Origin of the sequence: Vreelandella aquamarina (genome assembly GCF_900110265.1) — a bacterium.
GTDB classification, from domain to species: domain Bacteria; phylum Pseudomonadota; class Gammaproteobacteria; order Pseudomonadales; family Halomonadaceae; genus Vreelandella; species Vreelandella aquamarina.
On record NZ_FODB01000062.1, the window covers coordinates 1 to 20,476 of the forward strand.

The window sequence follows — 20,476 nt, forward strand, 5'->3', positions numbered from 1 at the left end:
TGCCGCATCCTTGAGTTCGATGGTGAAGAAGACCATGTTCACCTGCTCGTGGAATATCCGCCGAGGCTGTCGATCAGTGTGCTGGTCAACAATTTGAAATCCACGTCGTCCCGACGGGTGCGGTTCTTGAATGCCCATATTCCGCGCCTCAGCAAGAGCGCCGTGCTGTGGTCGAGATCGTATTTCGCTTGTAGCGCAGGCGGAGCCACTATCGAGACGCTCAAGGCTTATGTGCAGGGACAGAAGACACCAGAATAGGGCCGCTTGTGCGGCCCCCGCTTACCTCCCCGCCCGAGTGGGCGAGGGTTCACGCGGGTTTTTGCTGAGGTTTAGGCGGAGGCTGCCATAGGCAATTGCACCAACAAGACGAAAAGTCATTGCTGCAGCGTTGACTCTAATCAGGGGGGGCAGGATCCATCATCATGTTAGAAATGCTTTTGGGTAGCAGGCCATATTTTTACGTTAGGTTCAGGCTCGTTTCAGGTTAACGCCGTATAAAGAACAAGTGACAATAACCTCTGAGGTAAATGACCATGCGCAACATCTCCTTAACAACGTCTTTGTTTGCCCTTTCACTCAGTTTGATAACGAGTGCGGCATGGGCTTCGCCCGGCCAAGGCAGTGGTGACAATGGCCTAACCGAGGCTGACGTTGACCGCACGATCAGCCTTGAGGCTGGCGATATGTGGTTCGACCCTGAAGAGCTAGAACTGGCGGCTGGGGAGGTGGTTAAATTTGAAATCACCAACACCGGCAATTTAGAGCATGAATTTGTGATTGGTAGCAAAGAAGCCCAAGAAGAACATCGCCAGATGATGCTAAACATGGCCAATGGCGGAGGCCATGACATGTCAAATATGGCACACGGTGAAGGCCACGATATGTCCAATATGTCAAACGGCGATGGTCACGATATGGCCAGCATGGACATGGCAGGTGTCACCATTGCGCCTGGTGAAACCGGGACTTTATTATGGAGTGTCCCTGACAATGTTAACGAGCTAGAGTATGCCTGTAACATTCCTGGTCATTATGAATCCGGCATGTACGGCAATTTTTCTCTCTAATCTGACGTATATCCATGAAACTGTTGCTACTTGAAGATGATGACTTGCTAGCGGAAAGCTTGGCAGAGAGTCTCAAAGACAACGGTTACCTGGTTGATTTGGCCGCTTCCTTGAAAGCGGCCAAGTCGCTGATGGCAACCGAGCATTATGAACTGGCGATCTTAGATGTCGGTTTGCCCGACGGCTCAGGGCTGGATCTGCTCGCCCAGTGGCGCAGGCAAAAACGCGACACGCCTATTTTGATCCTGACGGCCCGCGATACCTGGGAAGATAAAGTTATCGGACTTGAAACCGGAGCCGATGACTATCTCACCAAGCCTTTCCACGAAGCCGAACTTATGGCTCGCCTGAAGGCCTTGCTACGCAGGCAGTCTGGTCAGTTATCTCAAGTGATCACGCTTAACGGCATTTCGTTGGATGAAGCGGGTCAACGAGTGTGCTTAGAAGGTGAAACGTGGCGTTCGCTCACAGCGACCGAGTTTCGGTTACTGCGCTACTTAATGCTGCATCCTGATCGCATTCACTCGAAAGAGCAGCTACTAGAGCAGCTCTATGCATTGGATCAGGATGCCGCCGCGCCTAACTTGGTGGAAGTCTACATCGCTCGTCTGCGCCGTTATCTCGGTAAATCAGTCATTCAAACGCGACGTGGTCAGGGGTATTTCTTTGCTTCACATTGATAGACGCAGTTTACGCATTCGGCTACTCGCATGGCTAGGCGGCGTCGCGCTACTGGTGGTGGTCACCACGTGGCTATTGCACGGGATCTTTTTACAGAGCCTGGCAAGGGATTTTTTAGGTGAACGCTTACAACGTGAAGCAAACCACGCGGTCGCGCAGCTAGAGCAAGACCAAACGGCTGTACCGACTGCGCTCGACTCGGTTAGCCAAGGCTATCAAGTCTTTCATCATCTCTACGTACTCCGTTTCAATGGCTTAGTCAGCGCTTCTGACCCGCAATGGCAGCAACAGCTGGCTCCGTTGCTAGATGAGAGCGGCGATGCCCTAATAGATGTGAATCGCGGAACACAGCACATGCTCGTCTATCGCCGCCATTTTGAGTGGCAGGGCACGCAGGGTGTGCTATTGGTGGGCGAGGATTTTTCCCAAGTAGAAGCAGGGCTTGCAACTTTGCACTGGTGGGTTGGTGGGATCGCCGCCGTGCTTTTAGGGATGCTCATCATGCTCAACATGCTAGCGGTTAACCGTGGACTCATACCACTCTGGCAACTGCGCCAACAACTTGAAGCATTGCGATCAGGCAAACGTGATCGCTTGTCATTAGTAGCCCCTTCGGAGCTAGATGAATTAGTCGACCAGTTGAACTGGTTCATGGACGACATTGATCTTCGTCTGAAGCGCTCGCGAGAATCGGTCGCCAACCTATCACACGCATTAAAAACCCCGCTGGCAGCAATTACCCAAGTACTGCGCGGCAATCGGCCCATTGATGAAAACCGACGGCATAAACTGCTCAGTCGTATTGAAGATATTAACGCTCAGTTAGCTGCAGAGCTGCGTCGTTCGCGTATTGCAGGGCCTAACGCGGGTCGAATGGCGAACGTCACGCGAGATAGTTCACGGCTCATCGAGATGTTCCGTAGTCTTTACCCTGAGCGCATTTTCAACCTTACCCACTCGGCACACGAGAAAGACCAAGTGCCTATTGAGGCTCACGACTTTTCTGAAATATTAGGCATCGTGCTCGATAACGCTGGCAAATGGTCGAATAGGTGCATTAATTGCGATATTGCCGTCTCCACTACCACACTCACGCTCACCACTGATGATGACGGTTTCGGCGTTGCAGAAGAAGATCTTTCGCGCTTGGGAGAGCGTGGCACACGATTGGATGAACGCCGTCCCGGCTACGGCTTAGGCCTGTCGATTCTTGCGCAGTTAATTGCCCGCTACTCAGGGCACTCGCGCTTTGAGCGTAGTCCACTGGGTGGACTGCGCGTTACGGTTACGTTGCCTCTTGCAGTTGAAGTGATTAATTAATCACTATTCAGCTTTGATTCAGCTTCTTCCATCAAGATGGTGCCATTCATCATTGACGGGAGTTACACATGGCACGCTCAAGCATCATTTCTCACCCGCTTTCTCGCCGGCAGGTCCTAAAAGGCGGCGCTGCCCTAGGAATAGGTTCCGCTGCGGCAATGGGATTAACCCCCGCCTGGGCAAACCCCTGGGGCCGTACCAACGTCTATGCTCAGGGCGTTGAAGAAGGGCCCGAGGTATCGCTGGCGATCCGCCGTGAATCGTTGCCTATTGACGGACAAGAAGCCCAACCAATTACCATTAACGGTACCAGTCCTGCCCCGCTGATTCGTTTGAAAGAAGGTCAAGACGCCGTACTGCGTGTCACCAACCTGCTGGACGAGCCCACCTCCATCCACTGGCATGGTCTCATTCTACCGCCGGAAATGGATGGTGTGCCTGGCGTTAGCTTTGCAGGTATCGCCCCTGGTGAAACCTTTACCTACCGTTTTCCCGTCCGTCAGAACGGTACCTACTGGTACCACAGCCACTCCGGCTTGCAGGAACAGCTCGGCCACGCCGGGCCGTTGATAATTGACGCCGCCGAGCGCGAACCCATCCGCTACGACCGTGAGCACGTATTGCTGCTCACCGACTGGACCTTTGAAGATCCCATGTCGGTGTTCCGTAATCTGAAAACGATGGAAGGGTACTACAACTTCCAAGAGCGCACGATTGCTGATTTTTTCGCCGATGTTCGCGAAAAGGGTTTCTCACAAACTGCCGAGATGCGCGGCATGTGGGCCAAAATGCGCATGAGCTCGAGGGATATTGCCGATGTGACCGGCAGTACTTATACCTACCTGCTCAACGGCCACTCCCCCCAGGAAAACTGGAACGCGCTGTTCAAGGCAGGAGAGCGTATACGGCTACGCGTGATTAACGGCTCAGCCATGTCTTACTTCGATGTCCGTATACCCGGCCTGAAGATGACCGTGGTGGCCGCTGATGGCCAGCCAGTGCAACCTGTTCCCGTTGATGAGTTCCGTATTGGCGTGGCGGAAACGTACGATGTGCTTGTTTCACCAGAAGATGATCGAGCCTATACCATCTTCGCCGAAGCCATGGATCGGAGTGGCTACGCTCGCGCCACGCTAGCCCCGCGTGAAGGCATGCAGGCGGAGATTCCCAAGCGCCGCCAAATTGCCGACCGCGGCATGGAAGCCATGGGTGCCCACGGTATGGGCGGTATGGATCACTCCAACATGGCGGGGATGGATCACTCTGGCATGTCCAACATGTCGGGGATGGATCACTCTGGCATGTCCAACATGTCGGGGATGGATCATTCCAGCATGGCTGGGATGGATCACTCCGGTATGTCCAACATGCAAGGCATGGATCACTCTACTATGGGAGGCATGGCAGCCGAGCAGGCCAAAATAGGCGCAAACGGTTTGCTTCTCGCTGGTGAAGCCCAGCCCGGCTCTCGCTACGACCAGGCGGGCATCGGCATCGACCCCGACGAACGACGCATATTAGTCTACCGGGATCTCAAAGCGATCACACCATGGCCTGATCGCCGTGAGCCAGGCCGTGAGCTTGAGCTGCACCTGACCGGCAATATGGAGCGTTATATATGGTCGTTCGACGGTAAGAAGTTTAGCGAAGTGACCGGCCCTATTCATTTTGTGAAAGACGAGCGGCTGCGCCTAATTCTGATTAACGACACCATGATGGAGCATCCTATCCACCTCCACGGCATGTGGATGGAGCTGGAAAACGGCCAAGGGGAATTGATACCACGCAAACACACCCTAAATGTGAAGCCCGGTGAGCGCGTATCTGCGTTGATCACCGCAGATGCAGAGGGCAGTTGGGCGTTCCACTGCCACCTTCTCTATCACATGGATGCCGGCATGTTCCGCGTTGTTCAGGTTTCTTAAGGAGGCAGTATGAAAACCAAGCACTACTTAACCCTCGCCAGCGCCGCCCTCGGCATGGCCGCCGCCACGACTGCTCAAGCCGAAGACGGCTATGACGCCCCGGCCGGCTGGCCGTCACCGGTCGTGGAGCACCCGATGACCACGGTACGGGTCGATCGCTTGGAATATGCTTCGCCCGACAAGGGGGGGGATGCCTTGGTCTGGGATTTCCAGGCCTGGTATGGCGGTGATTTCAATCGCCTATACGTGGAAGGCGAAGGCCAAAACGTCCAGGGCGATGGCGAAGATGCAGAATTCGAGTCCCTCAACCTGCTTTATAGTCGTTTGATTGCCGACTTCTGGGAACTTCAGGGCGGCATCGGTTATCAGGGCGGTATCGCTACGAATGACTATCCCGAACGCTATTTCGGCGTCATCAGCCTATTGGGGCTCGCCCCCTATCGCTTCGAGACCGATCTCGACTTGATGATAAGCGATGAAGGCGATATCTCCGCCAGCCTGGAAAGCGAATACGATCTGCGCCTGACTCAGCGGCTCTACCTACAGCCGCGTACCGAAATTGCCGTAGCTGCCAGCGAAGTTAAGGAGTTTGGTGTGGGTGAGGGCCTTAACTCAGTGCGTGTCGGCATGCGCCTGGGCTACGAAGTGACCAGACGCTTTGCGCCTTACGTGGGCGCTTACTGGGAAAAAGAGTATGGCGATACCGCTGACCTTTCTCGTGCTGGCGGGAATAATACCGAAGATACCGGCGTGGTGGCAGGTGTCAGGTTAATATTTTAAATCGTTAAGCACTCTATAACTTGCGCCACCGAAAGGTGGCGTTTTTTTTGCTAATAAACCACTAAATTCAGCTTCAACTCATACTCTAAGGTTATTATTAAATTGTAAATAACCAGCGGAGTAAACCACCATGAAAATTAAAGCAATTGTTTTTAGTGCAGTAGTAGCAAGTATCCTCTCTACACCTGTATTAGCGAGCTTAGGCAATACAACACAGAATCTTCCCTTACTAGAAAGAGGCGTATCTTCTACACAGATGCTTGCCCAGGGGCAACCTAAGCGTTTCAATATTAACATTGAACAAGCGACTACACTGAAAGTAGTGAGTGAGCACTTTCCAGGATTTACCAGCACTGGCAACCGCATTTCAGCTGTTCTTTATAATGAGGCGGGACAGAAGGTAGCAGAAGCTTCCAGCCCACGGGGGCACTTCGAACTTGTTCGTCAGCTGCAACCGGGCAATTATCAGCTTGAGGTGAGTGGTAGCTCATTGGGAGGTAATAACCAAAGTGACAGTAACCGTTATGAACTACATGTCGCCTATTGATATCCTTTAGTCTTGACATGAATTAAGAAGGTCAGCCATGAGCTGACCTTTTTTATGAAAAACTAGTATCTCGGCAAACAAATTCAGCTTTAATTCAGGAATTTTCGCTAACGAGCTATGGTGATTTCTGGTGTATGGAAGCAGGCTGAAGGGGTGGCGTATCCTGTTGGTTGATCACCGCCAAGATCACAACCAACAGAGGAATGATACGCCATGTCCAAGTCTAACCTGCACGCTCTTTCACAACCAGAGGTGGCCACCACCGACCCATTGCACGAGCTGATCCGTCAGGGTGCCCGTGACCTGATTGCCAAGGCGGTCGAGTCGGAGCTTCAGGGCTTGCTGAACCAGTATGCCGATGTTTCAACACCTGATGGGCGCCAAGCTGTGGTGCGCAACGGACACCTACCCAAGCGCACAATCCAGACAGGCGTTGGGGATGTTGACGTTCAGGTGCCCAAGGTCAGAGACCGCAGCGGCTCCGGCATTCGCTTTAACAGCCAGCTCCTGCCGCCGTACTTGAAGCGGGCTCGGAGTCTGGATGAGCTCATCCCTTGGCTCTACCTGCGAGGGGTCTCCTCTGGCGACTTTCAGGAGGCTCTGAACGCCTTGGTCGGTGAGCAGGCCAAGGGGTTGTCCGCCAATACGGTGACCCGGCTCAAGGCCCAGTGGCTGAAGGAGCACGAGGAGTGGTGTCACCGTGACCTGGGCCAGAAGCGCTACGTTTACTGGTGGGCGGACGGTGTCTACAGCAATGTCCGCCTGGATGACCGGCTCTGCCTGCTGGTGATCATTGGGGTCACTGAGCACGGCCACAAGGAGCTGGTGGCTGTTGAAGATGGCCACCGGGAGTCTGAAGCCAGCTGGCGTGAGCTGCTCACTGGCTTGCGGGAACGTGGCCTGGATCATGCGCCCAAGCTGGCCGTAGGCGACGGGGCTCTGGGCTTCTGGAAAGCGCTGAGCAAGGTGTTTCCGGAAACCCGGCACCAGCGGTGCTGGGTGCACAAGACCGCTAACGTACTGGACAAGCTGCCCAAGTCAGTACAACCGAAAGTGAAGTCAGCCTTGCACGAGATCTATCTGGCGGAGACCCGTGACAGCGCACACAAGGCCTTTGACAGCACGTTGAAGCGGTTTCAGGACAAGTACCCGAAGGCCATGGAAAACCTTGAGAAGGACCGGGACGAGCTGTTGGCCTTCTACGATTTCCCGGCCATTCACTGGATTCACTTGCGGACCACCAATCCGATTGAATCCACCTTCGCCACCGTGCGGTTAAGAACCAAGCAGAGCCGATCCTGCGGCTCTCGCGACACCACCTTATCGATGGTGTTCAAATTACTCCAATCCGCCCAAAAACGCTGGAAGCGGATCAAGGGGTTCGACCAACTGAAGCTGGTCGTGGACAACGTCCAGTTTCGGGATGGAGAGCAGGTGGATGATCAAACTGGCAGAGACGCCGCCTGATGGTCATACACCAGATTTGACAATAACTCTTCGCTAACTTTATAGTGCCGCAATCGGCGTAAAAACAAGACAATTCATAAAGAGGTGTCATCATGTGGAATAACAAGAAGATTCCCTTGGTCAGCATGACGGTTATGGCCTTGGCAATCGGCTCGACGTATGTTTCGGCCCTGGAAATCCAATCGGGAGAGACCACCGTGAGTCTTTATGGCTACGCCAGGCTGAACATGGCTTACAACTTCGATCGGGATGCCGGATCGGCAAACGAAGGTTACTTTGGAGAAGTCGAAAGGTCGGAAGGTAAGGTCGGTGATCAGTTTCAGATATCCGCCACCCAGAGCCGCATTGGCTTTCGAACCAGCACGCCTGTCGAGGGGAGCACGCTAGACACCGTTATCGAAGGGGACTTCTGGTCCTACAACGATGACAATACGCGCTTCAGACTACGGCATGCCTATGGGTCCTGGAATGGCATCCTTGCCGGGCAGACCTGGTCGAATTACAACACCTTCGTCGCCGCCACGCCCACACTGGATTTCTTTAGCACGGCGGGAAGCTATGGTGGCTATGGTACGCGCCTTGCCCAGTTGCGCTACACCATTGGAGGATTCTCGATAGCTGCGGAAGATCCAAAAGCACAGCTGGCGGAGAACATCGATGGTTCCTTACCTGAAGACGCCTCCTTGCCAGATAATGACGATGCCGTATCATCGATGCCCGCGTTGAGCCTGCGCTATGAAGATAGTATGGGTGACTTTTCCTACTCAATCGCCGGCATCGCCCGGCAGCTGAAGTACGATACCGGCAGCGAGAAGGATACGGAAATGGGCTATGGGGCCTTCGCCGCAGGTGCCTACCATGCCGGACCGGTGACCTTGAGAGCGATCGTGAACGCCAGCGAGGGGGCGAACAGTTACCTCTATCTGTCTGGCGATTACTTCAACGGTGCCGATGCCTACGTCGATACCAACGGTAAGCTGCAAACGCTATCTGGCGATAGCGGAGCCCTTGGTCTTTCTTATCAAATATCACCACACTATTCACTGAACGCGTCCCATGGCTATACCGATGTCAAATTGGGCGACCCTACCGTAGGTGGGAATGCAGGTAGAAAGAACAAGAATACATTTCTTAATCTGATGTGGACTCCCAACGAACGCTTGATGTACGGAATTGAGTACGGCTATTTCGAAACGGAGTTGGCCGATGGCCGTGAAGAAGATGCGAGCCGTATGATGGTGGCTGCCCAGTATAGTTTCTAGGGTGAGTTAGTAGCATAGCAGAGAAGCTGTTTTGATCGATTGCTTGGGCGTATGCCCAAGCTTTTTTATGGTTCTTCGTCACTTCATGTGGGGCCTGATCGAACAGGCGACCCACAATACCACTGTCACTAAACTGAATAAGAAAGATCAGTCGCGTCGGGAACACTTCCCGGCGGGTGACCTTCTTATTGTTCTGGTGCTCAGCCTGAGCAAACGAGATCTGTTTCATCGAGAACTCTGGCGGGTAGTGGAAAACTGTATTTTGCCCTGCCGGTGGCACTTAGGCAGCAACGGTCGTATTTATGCAGTGTTTCCTTAAAAGAGGCTCGCAGTAGGCTTGCTTCTACTAGAGTTTATTTCAAAATAATTACCTCAATAATTTGAAAGCCTGAGTTAAAGCAAATGAATTTCTCCATAGAAGTTCACGTCGAGCCGGAGCGCTTGCCCCGGCTGGTTTGAAGCTTAGCTGGCCATTGCGGCACATTCTTCAGCGCAGCGATGACAAGCTTGAGCACACTCTTGACAATGGGTTGCATCATGTTTTGCACACTCATCACCACACTTTTTACAAATGTCGGCACATAGACGGCAGATCTCGTGCGCAAACTCGCTTTCTTGTGCCATGAATGAAGCGGCTAACCGGCAAATTTGAGCACATTGCATTTTAAGGCGAATACATTCCGCCATCATTTTTACGTCGTCTTCTTTTAGGCACTCAGTTGCACACTTGTCACAATACGCTGCACATACGTGACAAGCTTCAATGCAATTCTCATATTTTCCAAAATCCATCTCGATTCTCCATTTATTAAATCAGATTTTATTCACCATAGCTCTTGCTTGGCATAATAAAGCTAGAACAACCTAAAAGAAAAATCAAGGAAAGGTAATCAGGTAACTACTCACGAAATATAAAGATAAACCAGGTAGCTGTGCGTTACTTGCCATGATTTTTATTATTCAGCTAGGATTCAGGAAGGCCTACTATAATAAATGTTTTTTTCAAAAAATACTGCAGCATTCGCTGCGCCTGGAAGTTAGCTCGCCACGAAGCCCCTAATTAAAGTAAGCAGGTGAGAAAACTAAATTAATAATGAGAGGAATCAAGTTCTAAGCTTTATAAAAATAATCTCCTTTTAGGAGACTAGCTCAGCCTAATAAGCTTCCTAAGGAGTCAGTATGAAAATTAATCTCTACTTCTCTGACGGCCTGGCTACCCCAGGGTCGCCAGGGAGGGAAAAAGGTCGACCATGATACTGGAAAGCCGCGTCATGGTACCCGAGACGATGGCGATGCCCATCAGGATCACAACCGTGCCCGCCACGGGGCGAGCATAGGCGCTCCACCTTCCTAGGCTTTGCCGATGCAGAGCGAATCGGTTAATCAGTAAAGTGCTGGCAAGAAAAGGTAGCGCCAGTCCTGCCGAGTAGGCACTGAGATATATCATTCCAGCCTGGGCACTAGCAGCATTGGACGTGGCCATCAAGATGGCGCCCAGGATGGGGCCGATACAGGGCGTCCAACCGATGGCAAAAGATACCCCGAACACAGTAGCCGAAAGCGGAGAGCCACCCTGGACATTGGGTGTGAACTGAAAGGTACGCTGGAATAGCGGCAATCGGAACACGCCGGTCATAAAGAGGCCCAGCACGATCACCGCCGCGCCGGCAACCCAGTTGAATTCTTGGCGATACCCTCGCATCAGTTGCCCGATACTACTGGCACCGAGCCCGAGTAGGATGAACACGATGCTGAAGCCGAAGACGAAGAAGGCACTGAGGGTCAATGCCTCTAACCGCCTGTCGGCTTTACCGGCACTACCGCCTGTGACCACCGACAGGTAGGCCGGTAACAGGGGCAGCGTGCAGGGCGAGAAGAAGGAGATCAATCCGCCGATAAAGGCGCCGACCAAGCCGATGGAAGAGAGAGATTCCAATGTGTTATCGCAACTTAAGTTATGGAGACGGCCAACAAGGGTATTGATACCAATCCCATGGTGCTACCTCCTATCATATCCATTTTAGCGCCGTAAGAATTTTAAGGCTTACAGCTGCTTTAAGGTCAACCTTTATTGACAAATTATTTGTCTCCTATCGAATTGCAAATATTACACATCAGGCTTGACCTTAAAGTTGACTTCAAAGCTATGGTGGCTACTCAATGAATGACATGAGGACATTTCCATGGCGCTACAACTGGGCGAGACAGCACCAAACTTCACGATCGAATCCACGCAAGGCACGGTCAACTTTCACCAATGGCTTGACGACAGCTGGGCGGTGCTGTTCTCGCACCCCGCTGATTTTACGCCAGTATGCACCACAGAACTGGGCGCGTTTGCCAAGCGAAAGAACGAATTCACCCAGCGGGGTGCCAAACTGGTTGGGGTTTCGGTGGATCCCCTCAGCTCTCACCACGACTGGGCGGGGGATATTGAACAGACTCAGGGCACGGCCCTGAACTACCCCTTGCTGGCTGACGAAGATCAGGTGGTAGCGAAGCTTTATGGAATGATCCATCCCAAAGCCGACCCCAAACTGACGGTGCGTACGGTCTTCATCATCGATTCTGACAAGAAAATTCGTCTCACTTTGACGTATCCACCCAGCACAGGACGTAATGTCGACGAGATACTGCGGGTTCTCGATTCGCTTCAGCTAACTGACAAGCACAAAGTGGCCACCCCCGTTGACTGGCAAAATGGTGACGATGTCATCATCTCGCCATCGCTATCGAATGATGACGCTAGGCAACACTTTCCCGAAGGCTGGAACACCAAGACGCCCTACCTTAGGGTCGTGCGCCAACCGGAGCAATAGGAGCCCCGACCGGTAGATTCGTTGAGTCAGGCTGCCAGAAGCTTGGATTAATAATGTCGTGAGGTAACGCTATGCAAACACTAAGTATCGGCGAGCTTGCCGAACGAAGCGGGGTCGCTAGCCAGGCGATTCGATTCTACGAAAAAGAGAAACTTATGCCTCCTCCGAGGAGGACCGATGCCAACTATCGGCGTTACCCACTGGAAGCTGTGGATCGGTTGCAGTTTATCGTCCATGCCAAGCAGTGGGGCTTCACGCTACAAGAGATTCGGGAGCTGTTAATGCTTCAGGATGCTAATGGCGACCGGGCGCAAGCTAAACGCATCGCCAGCGAGAAGCTGCACAAGGTGCGAGAGCAGATCAAACACCTCACGCGGATTGAAGCCGTATTATCGAAAACATTGAGTGAGTGTGCAGGCGAAGGGCCTATGCAGGAAGGCTGCCCGATTGTTGAAGCTATCGCTGAGCAGACTGAATGATCGGGCATTTTCTCGATAGCGAACATGGGAATCAAGTTTGCCTACCGGGTCGTCGATAAATTAACAGGGAGATCGTCATTATGGCGCAATACGTCGATATCGAGATTCGTGGTATGTCCTGTGCTTCCTGTGTTGGGCGTGTGGAGCGCGCACTCAGCCAGCAGCCAGGCGTGATCAACGCTCAAGTGAACCTCGCCGCACAGAAGGCGGCTATCCAGGTCGAAGCAGGTACCGCGACCACTAGCCTACTCGACGCCATTGAAACGGCGGGCTATCAGCCGGTGGTGGAAAGTCTCGACATTCCCATCACCGGCATGAGTTGCGGATCGTGTGTCTCTCGGATAGAGCGAACGCTAACGAAGCTGCCCGGCATGGTGGAAGTAAGTGTTAACCTCGCCACCCAAAAAGCCTTCGTTCGTTTCCTGCCGGGAGCCGTTTCGTTACCGCGTATTCAGCATGCCATCCGCGAAGCAGGCTATGAACCGCAGGATACCGATACGCCGCCACCAACGGACAGCGAGGACCGGGAGAGAGCCGAGCTTCGCCGCCGAGTCGTGCTCGCGGCAATATTTACGATTCCGGTGGTTATCATCGCCATGGGGAAAATGATTCCCGCCCTTGACACGCTTTTGACGAGTCTAATGCCGCATCGCGGCTGGATGGGCGTCGAGTGGTTATTGGCCACACCGGTGCAGTTCTATGCTGGTGCACGCTTCTATCGCGTCGGCTTCGCCGAACTCCGGCATTTTAATCCGGGCATGAACAGCCTCGTTATGATCGGATCGAGCGCTGCCTATTTCTATTCGGTCGCCGCCCTGCTGGTGCCCGGACTCTTTCCCGTCGGAACCGCCGTGAGCTATTTCGAAGCGGCGGCGGTGATCGTGACGTTAATTCTGCTCGGTCGCTATTTTGAACACATTGCCAAGGGCCGCACCTCCGAAGCTATCAAGAAGCTTCTGCAATTACAGGCGAAAACTGCCCGCGTCATCCGTGAGGATGAAACCGTCGAGCTGCCTATCGACGCCGTCGTCACGGGCGATCGTATTTTGGTTCGCCCAGGGGAGCGTGTTCCAGTCGATGGCATTGTTGAGGAGGGTCACTCCTACGTTGATGAGTCGATGATCAGCGGTGAGCCAGTGCCGGTCGTCAAACAGAGGGATTCCGAAGTCGTCGGTGGCACCATCAACAAGAACGGTGCACTTACCTTCCGGGCCACGCGAGTCGGTGCCGACACTGTCTTGTCGCAGATCGTCAAGATGGTGGAAACGGCCCAAGCGGAGAAGCCCCCCATCCAGCAGTTGGCCGACAAGGTTGCTGGTGTATTTGTTCCCGTAGTCATCGCTATCGCCACGATGACCTTTGCACTCTGGTTCGCTTTCGGACCGTCGCCGTCTTTGTCGTTTGCTTTCGTCACTACCGTTAGCGTACTGCTAATTGCCTGCCCCTGTGCGATGGGCCTAGCCACCCCAACGGCCATCATGGTCAGTACCGGGAAAGGGGCCGAGATGGGAGTGCTATTTCGTAAAGGGGCGGCGCTTGAGACGCTGGCCAAAATGAATACGGTGGTGCTGGACAAGACCGGCACTTTGACCCAGGGGCGCCCCGAACTGACCGACTTCGAAGCAATTAACGGTCATGAAAACGACGTGCTGCGACTGGTCGCGGCAGTGGAAGCTCAAAGCGAGCACCCCATCGCCGAAGCTATTGTACAGGGCGCCAAGGCCCGTGGGCTGGAATTACCCTCGGTCAGTCGCTTTAGTGCCGAGCCTGGCTACGGCATTGAAGCCGAGGTCGACGGCCACTTGGTACATGTGGGAGCTGATCGTTACATGCATCGGCTGGAAATCGAGCTCGGCCAGGCAGAAACACGCGCCAAGGTGTTTGCCGAGAACGCCAAGAGCCCGCTCTATGCCGCGGTAGACGGTCAGCTTGCTGCAGTCATCGCGGTGGCGGATCCCCTCAAGGAGGGCTCTGCCGACGCTATCACAGCACTCAAAGCGCAAGGGTTGGAGGTGGCCATGCTCACCGGCGATAACCGTGCCACTGCCGATGCTATCGCCCGACAGGTTGGCATCCAGCAGGTTCTCGCTGAGGTGCTGCCCGACCAGAAAGCGGCAGAGATCCGGCGTCTCCAGGCGGAGGGCAAGCGTGTCGCTTTTGTGGGGGACGGGATCAACGATGCACCCGCTTTGGCCCAGGCCGACGTGGGCATTGCGATCGGCACTGGCACCGATATTGCCATCGAGTCCGGCGATGTGGTGCTGATGAGTGGCGATTTGCGAGGCATCGTCAATGCCACGGCGCTCTCCAAGCGCACCCACCGGACCATTATCAGCAATTTCGTCTGGGCCTATGGCTACAACGTAGCGCTAATCCCCGTGGCGGCGGGCATGCTCTATCCGTTCATCGGCGTATTGCTCAGCCCCATGCTGGCGGCGGCGGCCATGAGCGTTTCCAGTGTCTTTGTGCTGACTAACTCGTTGCGGCTACGCCGTTTCACGCCAGATACCGGCAATGCCACACCACGTCCAAACGATGCTGTTCATCGCGCCTAAACCAAACACCGTAGTGTTAAAGAGGAATTCAAAATGATGGGAAGTGAAAGCTGCATGTGGGGTATGGCGGGGATGGGCCTAATAGCGATCTTGTTGATTATTGCGCTGGGGCTTGGCGTTGCTGCGCTTATCAAGTACCTGTTTTTTAATAAGAAGCACTAAAACCAGCCAGTAAATGTGATCGACCTAATCCCTTGGAAAAACAGTAATTGATAAAGAGAGCATTCATGAGGCATATCCTACATTCTACTTATTACCTAGCCGCTGCAGGTCTGTTAGGTCTTATTGCGTTGCCTGCGTTGGCGCAGGAAGCAGGAACCGATGCCAATGAGAGTTATCAGGCCAGCAGCGTCATCGACACTGGGCCTCCCTTGCCCGAGACGATTACCGTATTGGTGGATCAAGGGTTCACATTCCATGGCACCTTCGAAGCGCCTGACGACCTCCAAGGCTATGCCTTGTCTTATGATAATGAGCCTATGGCGGCTTATATTTCTTCCTCTTCCGACTATGCCGTCATTGGTACGTTAATCGACCCCCAGGGCAATGCCGTCATGGAAAGCCAGCTTCAGGCTCTGGTGCTGGAACCCATGCTGGAAGCTGCCTGGAGTGCGTTTGAAAACACTCGTTTTATCTCGGAGGGGAATGATGATGCATCGCATATTGTTTACACACTAACAGACCCCAACTGCCCCTACTGCAACGCACTCTGGAAGAATTCACGCCCGCTAATCGAGCAAGGCGTACTACAGCTTCGTCACGTGCTGGTCGGCGTGCTATCAGAGGACAGTCTTCGCAAAGCTGCCGCAATCCTTGAAGCCGACAATCCGGCTAGCGCTCTCGAAACCCATGAATTGGAATTTCGCAATGGCGGCATAAAACCGGTGGAGCCGTCGGAGGAGAGTCAAGCGCTGCTCAGAAAGCATGCCCAGATCATGCGCGAGGCCGGTGCTACAGGGACGCCGACCAGCTACTACCGTGATGAAGCCGGGAAAGTACAGCGTATCAATGGTGCAGTGTCGACCGACCAGCTTCGCGAAATATTGGGTGTTGAATGATACTCCATCACGGTACAGGGCTGAGATGACATGTCTCCCTGCTCCCCACAACTGAGATGGACATGGCAACCAAGCTTAGTGTAAAGCAAAAGCTCTTTTTGGGGCTCTCTCTACTGATGGGCTTGGCGTCCCTCTATTGGATCCTGATGGAGACCGGCGCCTTGTCGGTCTTGACCGATAAGCAGGCCTTGCGTGAATGGGTTGATGGGTTGGGCGTCTGGGGGCCATTGGCCATCATCTTTATGATGATTACGGCCATTGTCATGAGCCCGATCCCCAGTGGTCCGATTGCCATGGTGGCCGGTGCGATCTACGGCCCAGTTTGGGGAACGGCCTATGTCGTTATCGGTGCCGAAGCCGGCGCTCTGCTCGCTTTCTGCATTGCTCGTTTGTTCAGCTATGAGGTAATGCAACGCTGGTCGCGTACGCGTCCCATCCTTAACTGGCTGGGGAAGGAACGCTCTCAAACCGGCTTGATGCTCATCGTTTTTGCATCCCGATTGGTGCCCTTCATTTCGTTTGATGCCATCAGCTACGCGGCAGGTATTACACCCCTGTCCTTCTGGCGCTTTTTGATCGCCACATTGGCCGGCGTAATCCCCACGGCGTATCTGATCGTCAAGTTCGGCGAAGTGCTAATTACCGCCGACTCCCGTGGTCTCACGATCGCGCTGGTCCTCATCAGTGGCATCACATTGCTGCCGCTGCTGGCGAAACGCCTATGGGCTCGGAAGCCATGACCGATGCAACCTAGTGCTCCAAATCAACTTCCGTAAGCACTAACAATGCTCAGCAGGCACTTACCCGCTACTACCTGTGAGACGTATACGTGAAATCTCGGACATTGCTATTTTTACCCCTATTGGGCTTTTTTGGTTTGAGCTTTTTCTTTTATCAGGGCTTATCAATGGATCCTAGCGCCAGAGATTCCCCCTTGTTAGCTCAGCCGTTTCCGGCCTTCAACCTGACGACGCTGGAAGACCCCTCAAGGGTCGTTGATGAATCTCTTTTTAAAGATAAGGTGACATTGGTCAATGTTTGGGGAGAGTGGTGCCCCACTTGCAAGCATGAAATGCCGCAGTTATTGGACTTAGCCGCGCGAGGCGTCCGCTTGGTTGGCATCAACTACAAGGATACCCAGGCAAAGGGACTCGAGTTTCTTGACGAGTTTGGGAATCCTTTTGAAGTCAATATTTTTGATCCAGAGGGTAACCTAGGTTTTGAGCTAGGTGTTTATGGCGCACCCGAAAGCTATCTGGTCGATACCGAGGGCACTATTCGTTACAAACATACAGGTTACATAACTTCTGAAGATGTTGAGCGAGTCATCCAGGAAGTCGAGAAGTGGAAACGATAAAACGGCTCTTAAGACGCAATAATTTTTGTTGATGACTCCAACAGTAACGATTGATTAAGGAAGATATATGCTGCAATACCCTCAAATCGACCCGATCGCCATCGCCATAGGCCCTCTTCAGATTCACTGGTATGGCTTAATGTATGTAATCGGGCTAGTGGCCGCTTGGTGGTTGGGTCGGCGTCGCGCCCACCGACTCGGCCTAAGCCACGATGATATAGGCGACCTGATCTTCTACGCCGCCATCGGCATCATCGTTGGCGGCCGCCTTGGCTATGCACTGTTTTACGGGCTCGAACAACTGCAAGCCAACCCCCTTTGGTTACTAAAAATCTGGGAAGGAGGCATGAGCTTTCATGGCGGCCTTGCCGGTGTGTTAGTGGCTGCCTGGCTGTTTGCTCGCAAACATCAACTGGCTTTTATTCAACTGACCGACTTCATTGCTCCGCTAGTCCCCATCGGCCTGGGAGCGGGTCGCCTCGGGAACTTCATCAATCACGAGTTACCGGGGAGAGTTAGTGATGTACCTTGGGCAATGGTGTTTCCATCCATGATGGAGCTGGGCCCAGAGCCACGGCATCCTTCGGCTCTCTACGAGTTTGCCCTTGAAGGTGTCGTGTTGTTTGCCGTGCTGTGGTGGCTATCGCGCCGACCACGTCAGCGGGGCCTCATCTCTGGGCTGTTCCTGCTTCTGTATGGAGCCTTCCGTTTCATCGTAGAGTTCGTGCGCCTCCCCGACCCTCAGTTGGGATTCATCGCTTTTGGCTGGTTAACCATGGGGCAGCTACTGACACTACCAATGATCGTCGCGGGCTTTGCTCTGGTCGCTTGGTCCAGAGGTCAGCCAATGGATAAGCCAAAGGCGGCGTTAAACTCATGAAACAAGTCTTCGCTTTTCTAACGGTGGCACTCTTTATAGTCACCCCGGTAGCGGCACGTGAAGAGATGTTTGAGGTTGGTGACAAAAGTTCCCCCTTTAACCGTTCGCCCCAACGTGACTTTCTACCGGCTAAAGAAGCCTTCCGAACCACCACCTGGCGAGACGATGATCGAGTTTATATCGGCTTCACCGCCGCCGAAAATTACTACCTTCACCGGCATCAGTTCGCGATTGAGAGTCTCTCTCAAGATATCAATTTCGGTGAGTTGGCTTTGCCGCCTGGCGAGCCAATGTCGCACGCGTCTTTAGGGAACATTAACGTTTTCTACGATCAGGTGTTGGTGAGTGCGCCCATCGAGGCGAGCGATACCGTTACCGGGCCGCTGGCCATCATGGTGACCTTTCAGGGCTGTTCCGACCAAGGACTCTGCTATCCACCCGAACAGGTCGAAATCGTATCACCGTACGGTTCGCCTCCGGCGGCCTTCACCATCAGCCCCTCCCGTGATACGGCGGGTAGCTCCAAAGGTGCCCCGTAAATGAATCCCGCCGACATGAGCCTGCCGCCGCTGGCGGCGGCCTTCGTCTTCGGCTTGCTGGGAGGCGCGCACTGTATCGGCATGTGTGGCGGCATCATGAGTGCCCTGACCTTTGCTGTGCCCCCCAGCATGCGACAGCCGAGGCGTTTAGCAGGTCTGTTGCTCGGCTATAATTTAGGTCGTATCAGCAGCTACATGATCGCTGGTGCCTTGGTGGCCCTGCTCGGTTCCGTGCTCAACCATGCACTGGACAGCTTCGCCCTGGTGTTGCGTATCCTGGCGGCGGTCATGTTGATACTAATGGCACTGTATATCGCCAACTGGTGGAAGGGCTTGCTACGTATCGAGGCACTGGGGCGCGTCCTGTGGCGCCGCATCGAACCAATAGGCCGTCGCTTGATGCCTGTTGTAAAAGTACCCCAAGCATTCGCACTTGGCTCGCTATGGGGCTGGATGCCCTGTGGGCTAATCTATTCGATGCTGGCCTGGAGTCTTGCTGTAGCCGAGCCATTGCGTGCCGCCGCGATGATGGGGGCCTTTGGGCTCGGCACCTTGCCTGCCATCCTAGCGACCGGAGTGGCAGCGCGCCGTGTCTCAATATGGATACGTAGCCCCGCGACTCGTACGCTAGCAGCGCTGCTGATTATTACGTTTGCCGTCTGGTAACTCTGGCATCTGCAATCCATGATAGGGATGGTGGATACGCACAGTGCCATGACTTCGCCGCATCACTAATGATTACTTCGCGAATCATTAGCCTCGAAAACTAATTTACCTGTCCCAAGCGATTCGATTAGTTCCTTCAGCCTGAAGCTTTCAGTCATCTTGTCTTGGTTCATGTTATCTAACCATCGCGCTATCACCTGAAGTTCTTGGGTCCTCAAGTGAAGACGTCGCCTTTGAGTGGCGAGTGGTACTGGTTCATTAAACTCTACGGTGCCTTGATCCGCCCAAGATAATATTTGTTTGATCTCTGGAAGACTAACACCCAGCGAACGCAGGCAGTCGATAAAACGTAGGCGCCCCAAGGACTCTATATCGTAGAGTTGATAACCGTTGCGCGGGTCGCGGTGCGGTTGCAACAACCCTTCCCTTGTATAGTGACGTACCGTTTCTGCCGTTACCCCTCCCGTCTGAGCCAGCTCTGAGACTCGCATTGGCTTACCCTCATTTGTTTACTCGTAGCCAGCTTACAACCGCCAGGCTGCCCAAAGGTCAAGTCTTCAGCTGAGCGCTCATGACAAACATTTAGGTTGTATAACGAAATTTAAAATGAGGCCTTGACCTTAAAGTCTTCTTTAAGGATATCTTAAAAAAGCACTCCTGCCACAGGATAAAAACCGTAATCAAGTCCTACCAGCGCGTTTGGCAGAGTGACTCACATACAGAGGAGAGTGTCATGCGTAAACCCTGAATCCGTGAGACCGGCCCCCGGAAGCACTTCTAACCCACTGACCTGCATGGCAATATAGCCATTATCGCCATTCACCCAGACAGTGCCATGCCCAACATAAAGTTCCGCGCCAGTCGCCGCACCCTCACCAGCCACGCCGGGCTGTCCATCATCGGGCAATGCTTCGAGATCGCTGGCGTCGACAGCATCGACAGCCGCTTCCCCACCACGCTGGGCATGCGCACCAGTGACGTGATCAAGAGCTACCTGGGCCTGCTGTGTCTGGGCATGAGCGACTATGACGCTGTCGAGAACTTCCGCCGCGACAAGCCCTTCCAACAACTGCT

General features: G+C 53.6%; 22 protein-coding genes and 2 pseudogenes. 21 read left to right on the forward strand and 3 right to left on the reverse strand.

Annotation, left to right across the window (positions count from 1 at the left end; genetic code table 11):
* From tnpA to BMY49_RS17475, 10 genes are all read left to right on the forward strand, one after another.
* Window positions 1-258: IS200/IS605 family transposase (tnpA, locus tag BMY49_RS14600; protein WP_143058137.1), on the forward strand; the 258-nt coding region annotated here is incomplete at its 5' end.
* Window positions 259-527: 269 nt separating this feature from the next.
* Window positions 528-1,067 carry a cupredoxin domain-containing protein gene (locus BMY49_RS14605; RefSeq protein ID WP_244154982.1) on the forward strand — a complete coding sequence of 180 codons (540 nt, stop codon included), beginning with the start codon at window positions 528-530 and terminating at the stop codon, window positions 1,065-1,067.
* A gap of 14 nt (window positions 1,068-1,081) precedes the next feature.
* Window positions 1,082-1,747, forward strand: a complete 666-nt coding sequence (locus BMY49_RS14610) for a response regulator transcription factor (RefSeq protein ID WP_044630684.1) — start codon at window positions 1,082-1,084, stop codon at window positions 1,745-1,747.
* Window positions 1,734-3,068 carry a sensor histidine kinase gene (locus BMY49_RS14615; RefSeq protein WP_228169084.1) on the forward strand — a complete coding sequence of 445 codons (1,335 nt, stop codon included), beginning with the start codon at window positions 1,734-1,736 and terminating at the stop codon, window positions 3,066-3,068. The genes BMY49_RS14610 and BMY49_RS14615 overlap by 14 nt, the downstream gene beginning before the upstream one ends.
* A gap of 68 nt (window positions 3,069-3,136) precedes the next feature.
* A complete protein-coding gene (locus tag BMY49_RS14620; protein WP_062362923.1) occupies window positions 3,137-4,993 on the forward strand; it encodes a copper resistance system multicopper oxidase in 1,857 nt (618 codons plus the stop codon).
* 9 nt (window positions 4,994-5,002) lie between these two features.
* Window positions 5,003-5,773 carry a copper resistance protein B gene (locus BMY49_RS14625; RefSeq protein WP_089675915.1) on the forward strand — a complete coding sequence of 257 codons (771 nt, stop codon included), beginning with the start codon at window positions 5,003-5,005 and terminating at the stop codon, window positions 5,771-5,773.
* A 130-nt stretch (window positions 5,774-5,903) separates the two neighbouring features.
* Window positions 5,904-6,320, forward strand: coding sequence for a hypothetical protein (locus tag BMY49_RS14630; RefSeq protein WP_143058138.1), 417 nt, complete (start codon window positions 5,904-5,906; stop codon window positions 6,318-6,320).
* A 213-nt stretch (window positions 6,321-6,533) separates the two neighbouring features.
* Window positions 6,534-7,787 (forward strand): IS256 family transposase, encoded by a 1,254-nt coding sequence (locus tag BMY49_RS14635; RefSeq protein WP_062374709.1) that lies wholly within the window; start codon window positions 6,534-6,536, stop codon window positions 7,785-7,787.
* A gap of 92 nt (window positions 7,788-7,879) precedes the next feature.
* Window positions 7,880-9,049 carry a DcaP family trimeric outer membrane transporter gene (locus BMY49_RS14640; RefSeq protein WP_089675917.1) on the forward strand — a complete coding sequence of 390 codons (1,170 nt, stop codon included), beginning with the start codon at window positions 7,880-7,882 and terminating at the stop codon, window positions 9,047-9,049.
* 67 nt (window positions 9,050-9,116) lie between these two features.
* Window positions 9,117-9,368, forward strand: coding sequence for a hypothetical protein (locus BMY49_RS17475; RefSeq protein WP_141275942.1), 252 nt, complete (start codon window positions 9,117-9,119; stop codon window positions 9,366-9,368).
* A 143-nt stretch (window positions 9,369-9,511) separates the two neighbouring features.
* Here BMY49_RS17475 and BMY49_RS18200 read toward each other — a convergent pair whose 3' ends face one another.
* Both BMY49_RS18200 and BMY49_RS14655 read right to left on the reverse strand, forming a co-directional pair.
* Complete coding sequence (locus BMY49_RS18200; RefSeq protein WP_089675918.1) at window positions 9,512-9,841, reverse strand: four-helix bundle copper-binding protein; 330 nt, start codon at window positions 9,839-9,841, stop codon at window positions 9,512-9,514.
* 421 nt (window positions 9,842-10,262) lie between these two features.
* Entirely contained in the window at window positions 10,263-10,985 is a 723-nt protein-coding gene (locus BMY49_RS14655; protein WP_089675919.1) for a cytochrome c biogenesis CcdA family protein, read from the reverse strand.
* A gap of 247 nt (window positions 10,986-11,232) precedes the next feature.
* On the opposite strand from BMY49_RS14655, the gene BMY49_RS14660 reads away from it, so the two are divergent.
* From BMY49_RS14660 to BMY49_RS14700, 10 genes and pseudogenes are all read left to right on the forward strand, one after another.
* Complete coding sequence (locus BMY49_RS14660; RefSeq protein ID WP_008958491.1) at window positions 11,233-11,868, forward strand: peroxiredoxin; 636 nt, start codon at window positions 11,233-11,235, stop codon at window positions 11,866-11,868.
* Window positions 11,869-11,939: 71 nt separating this feature from the next.
* Window positions 11,940-12,347 carry a heavy metal-responsive transcriptional regulator gene (locus BMY49_RS14665; RefSeq protein ID WP_089675920.1) on the forward strand — a complete coding sequence of 136 codons (408 nt, stop codon included), beginning with the start codon at window positions 11,940-11,942 and terminating at the stop codon, window positions 12,345-12,347.
* Window positions 12,348-12,427: 80 nt separating this feature from the next.
* A complete protein-coding gene (locus BMY49_RS14670; protein ID WP_089675921.1) occupies window positions 12,428-14,902 on the forward strand; it encodes a heavy metal translocating P-type ATPase in 2,475 nt (824 codons plus the stop codon).
* A gap of 33 nt (window positions 14,903-14,935) precedes the next feature.
* Window positions 14,936-15,064 carry a hypothetical protein gene (locus tag BMY49_RS18055; RefSeq protein WP_255319124.1) on the forward strand — a complete coding sequence of 43 codons (129 nt, stop codon included), beginning with the start codon at window positions 14,936-14,938 and terminating at the stop codon, window positions 15,062-15,064.
* Between the two features lie 65 nt (window positions 15,065-15,129).
* On the forward strand, window positions 15,130-15,960 hold the full coding sequence (gene dsbG, locus BMY49_RS14675) for a thiol:disulfide interchange protein DsbG (RefSeq protein ID WP_089675922.1): 831 nt from the start codon (window positions 15,130-15,132) through the stop codon (window positions 15,958-15,960).
* A 62-nt stretch (window positions 15,961-16,022) separates the two neighbouring features.
* Window positions 16,023-16,700, forward strand: a complete 678-nt coding sequence (locus BMY49_RS14680; RefSeq protein ID WP_089675923.1) for a TVP38/TMEM64 family protein — start codon at window positions 16,023-16,025, stop codon at window positions 16,698-16,700.
* Between the two features lie 89 nt (window positions 16,701-16,789).
* Entirely contained in the window at window positions 16,790-17,317 is a 528-nt protein-coding gene (locus tag BMY49_RS14685) for a DsbE family thiol:disulfide interchange protein (RefSeq protein ID WP_035586998.1), read from the forward strand.
* Window positions 17,318-17,384: 67 nt separating this feature from the next.
* Window positions 17,385-18,197 (forward strand): prolipoprotein diacylglyceryl transferase, encoded by an 813-nt coding sequence (lgt, locus tag BMY49_RS14690; protein WP_008958484.1) that lies wholly within the window; start codon window positions 17,385-17,387, stop codon window positions 18,195-18,197.
* The gene (locus BMY49_RS14695; RefSeq protein WP_074211538.1) at window positions 18,194-18,736 is read left to right on the forward strand and encodes a protein-disulfide reductase DsbD domain-containing protein; all 543 of its coding nucleotides are present in this window, start codon (window positions 18,194-18,196) and stop codon (window positions 18,734-18,736) included. The genes lgt and BMY49_RS14695 overlap by 4 nt, the downstream gene beginning before the upstream one ends.
* Window positions 18,737-19,399 (forward strand): annotated as a pseudogene (locus BMY49_RS14700) (sulfite exporter TauE/SafE family protein); the annotation flags it as partial. It abuts the gene before it with no gap.
* A gap of 68 nt (window positions 19,400-19,467) precedes the next feature.
* Here the strand turns inward: BMY49_RS14700 and BMY49_RS14705 are convergent.
* Window positions 19,468-19,893: a MerR family transcriptional regulator gene (locus BMY49_RS14705; protein WP_044630842.1), complete on the reverse strand. Its 426-nt coding sequence runs from the start codon at window positions 19,891-19,893 to the stop codon at window positions 19,468-19,470.
* A 344-nt stretch (window positions 19,894-20,237) separates the two neighbouring features.
* Between BMY49_RS14705 and BMY49_RS14710 the strand changes: the two are divergent.
* A pseudogene (locus BMY49_RS14710) lies at window positions 20,238-20,476 on the forward strand (IS1380 family transposase); the annotation flags it as partial.

Bases quoted from the DNA above. Each gene is read 5' to 3' on its own strand.
- BMY49_RS17475 (WP_141275942.1), top strand. From the start codon at position 9,117: ATGGTTCTTCGTCACTTCATGTGGGGCCTGATCGAACAGGCGACCCAC.
- dsbG (WP_089675922.1), top strand. From the start codon at position 15,130: ATGAGGCATATCCTACATTCTACTTATTACCTAGCCGCTGCAGGTCTG.
- BMY49_RS14605 (WP_244154982.1), top strand. From the start codon at position 528: ATGACCATGCGCAACATCTCCTTAACAACGTCTTTGTTTGCCCTTTCA.
- BMY49_RS14630 (WP_143058138.1), top strand. From the start codon at position 5,904: ATGAAAATTAAAGCAATTGTTTTTAGTGCAGTAGTAGCAAGTATCCTC.
- BMY49_RS18055 (WP_255319124.1), top strand. From the start codon at position 14,936: ATGATGGGAAGTGAAAGCTGCATGTGGGGTATGGCGGGGATGGGCCTA.
- BMY49_RS14625 (WP_089675915.1), top strand. From the start codon at position 5,003: ATGAAAACCAAGCACTACTTAACCCTCGCCAGCGCCGCCCTCGGCATG.
- lgt (WP_008958484.1), top strand. From the start codon at position 17,385: ATGCTGCAATACCCTCAAATCGACCCGATCGCCATCGCCATAGGCCCT.
- BMY49_RS14610 (WP_044630684.1), top strand. From the start codon at position 1,082: ATGAAACTGTTGCTACTTGAAGATGATGACTTGCTAGCGGAAAGCTTG.
- BMY49_RS14705 (WP_044630842.1), bottom strand. From the start codon at position 19,893: ATGCGAGTCTCAGAGCTGGCTCAGACGGGAGGGGTAACGGCAGAAACG.
- BMY49_RS14620 (WP_062362923.1), top strand. From the start codon at position 3,137: ATGGCACGCTCAAGCATCATTTCTCACCCGCTTTCTCGCCGGCAGGTC.
- BMY49_RS14640 (WP_089675917.1), top strand. From the start codon at position 7,880: ATGTGGAATAACAAGAAGATTCCCTTGGTCAGCATGACGGTTATGGCC.
- BMY49_RS18200 (WP_089675918.1), bottom strand. From the start codon at position 9,841: ATGGATTTTGGAAAATATGAGAATTGCATTGAAGCTTGTCACGTATGT.
- BMY49_RS14680 (WP_089675923.1), top strand. From the start codon at position 16,023: ATGGCAACCAAGCTTAGTGTAAAGCAAAAGCTCTTTTTGGGGCTCTCT.
- BMY49_RS14670 (WP_089675921.1), top strand. From the start codon at position 12,428: ATGGCGCAATACGTCGATATCGAGATTCGTGGTATGTCCTGTGCTTCC.
- BMY49_RS14695 (WP_074211538.1), top strand. From the start codon at position 18,194: ATGAAACAAGTCTTCGCTTTTCTAACGGTGGCACTCTTTATAGTCACC.
- BMY49_RS14660 (WP_008958491.1), top strand. From the start codon at position 11,233: ATGGCGCTACAACTGGGCGAGACAGCACCAAACTTCACGATCGAATCC.
- BMY49_RS14665 (WP_089675920.1), top strand. From the start codon at position 11,940: ATGCAAACACTAAGTATCGGCGAGCTTGCCGAACGAAGCGGGGTCGCT.
- BMY49_RS14635 (WP_062374709.1), top strand. From the start codon at position 6,534: ATGTCCAAGTCTAACCTGCACGCTCTTTCACAACCAGAGGTGGCCACC.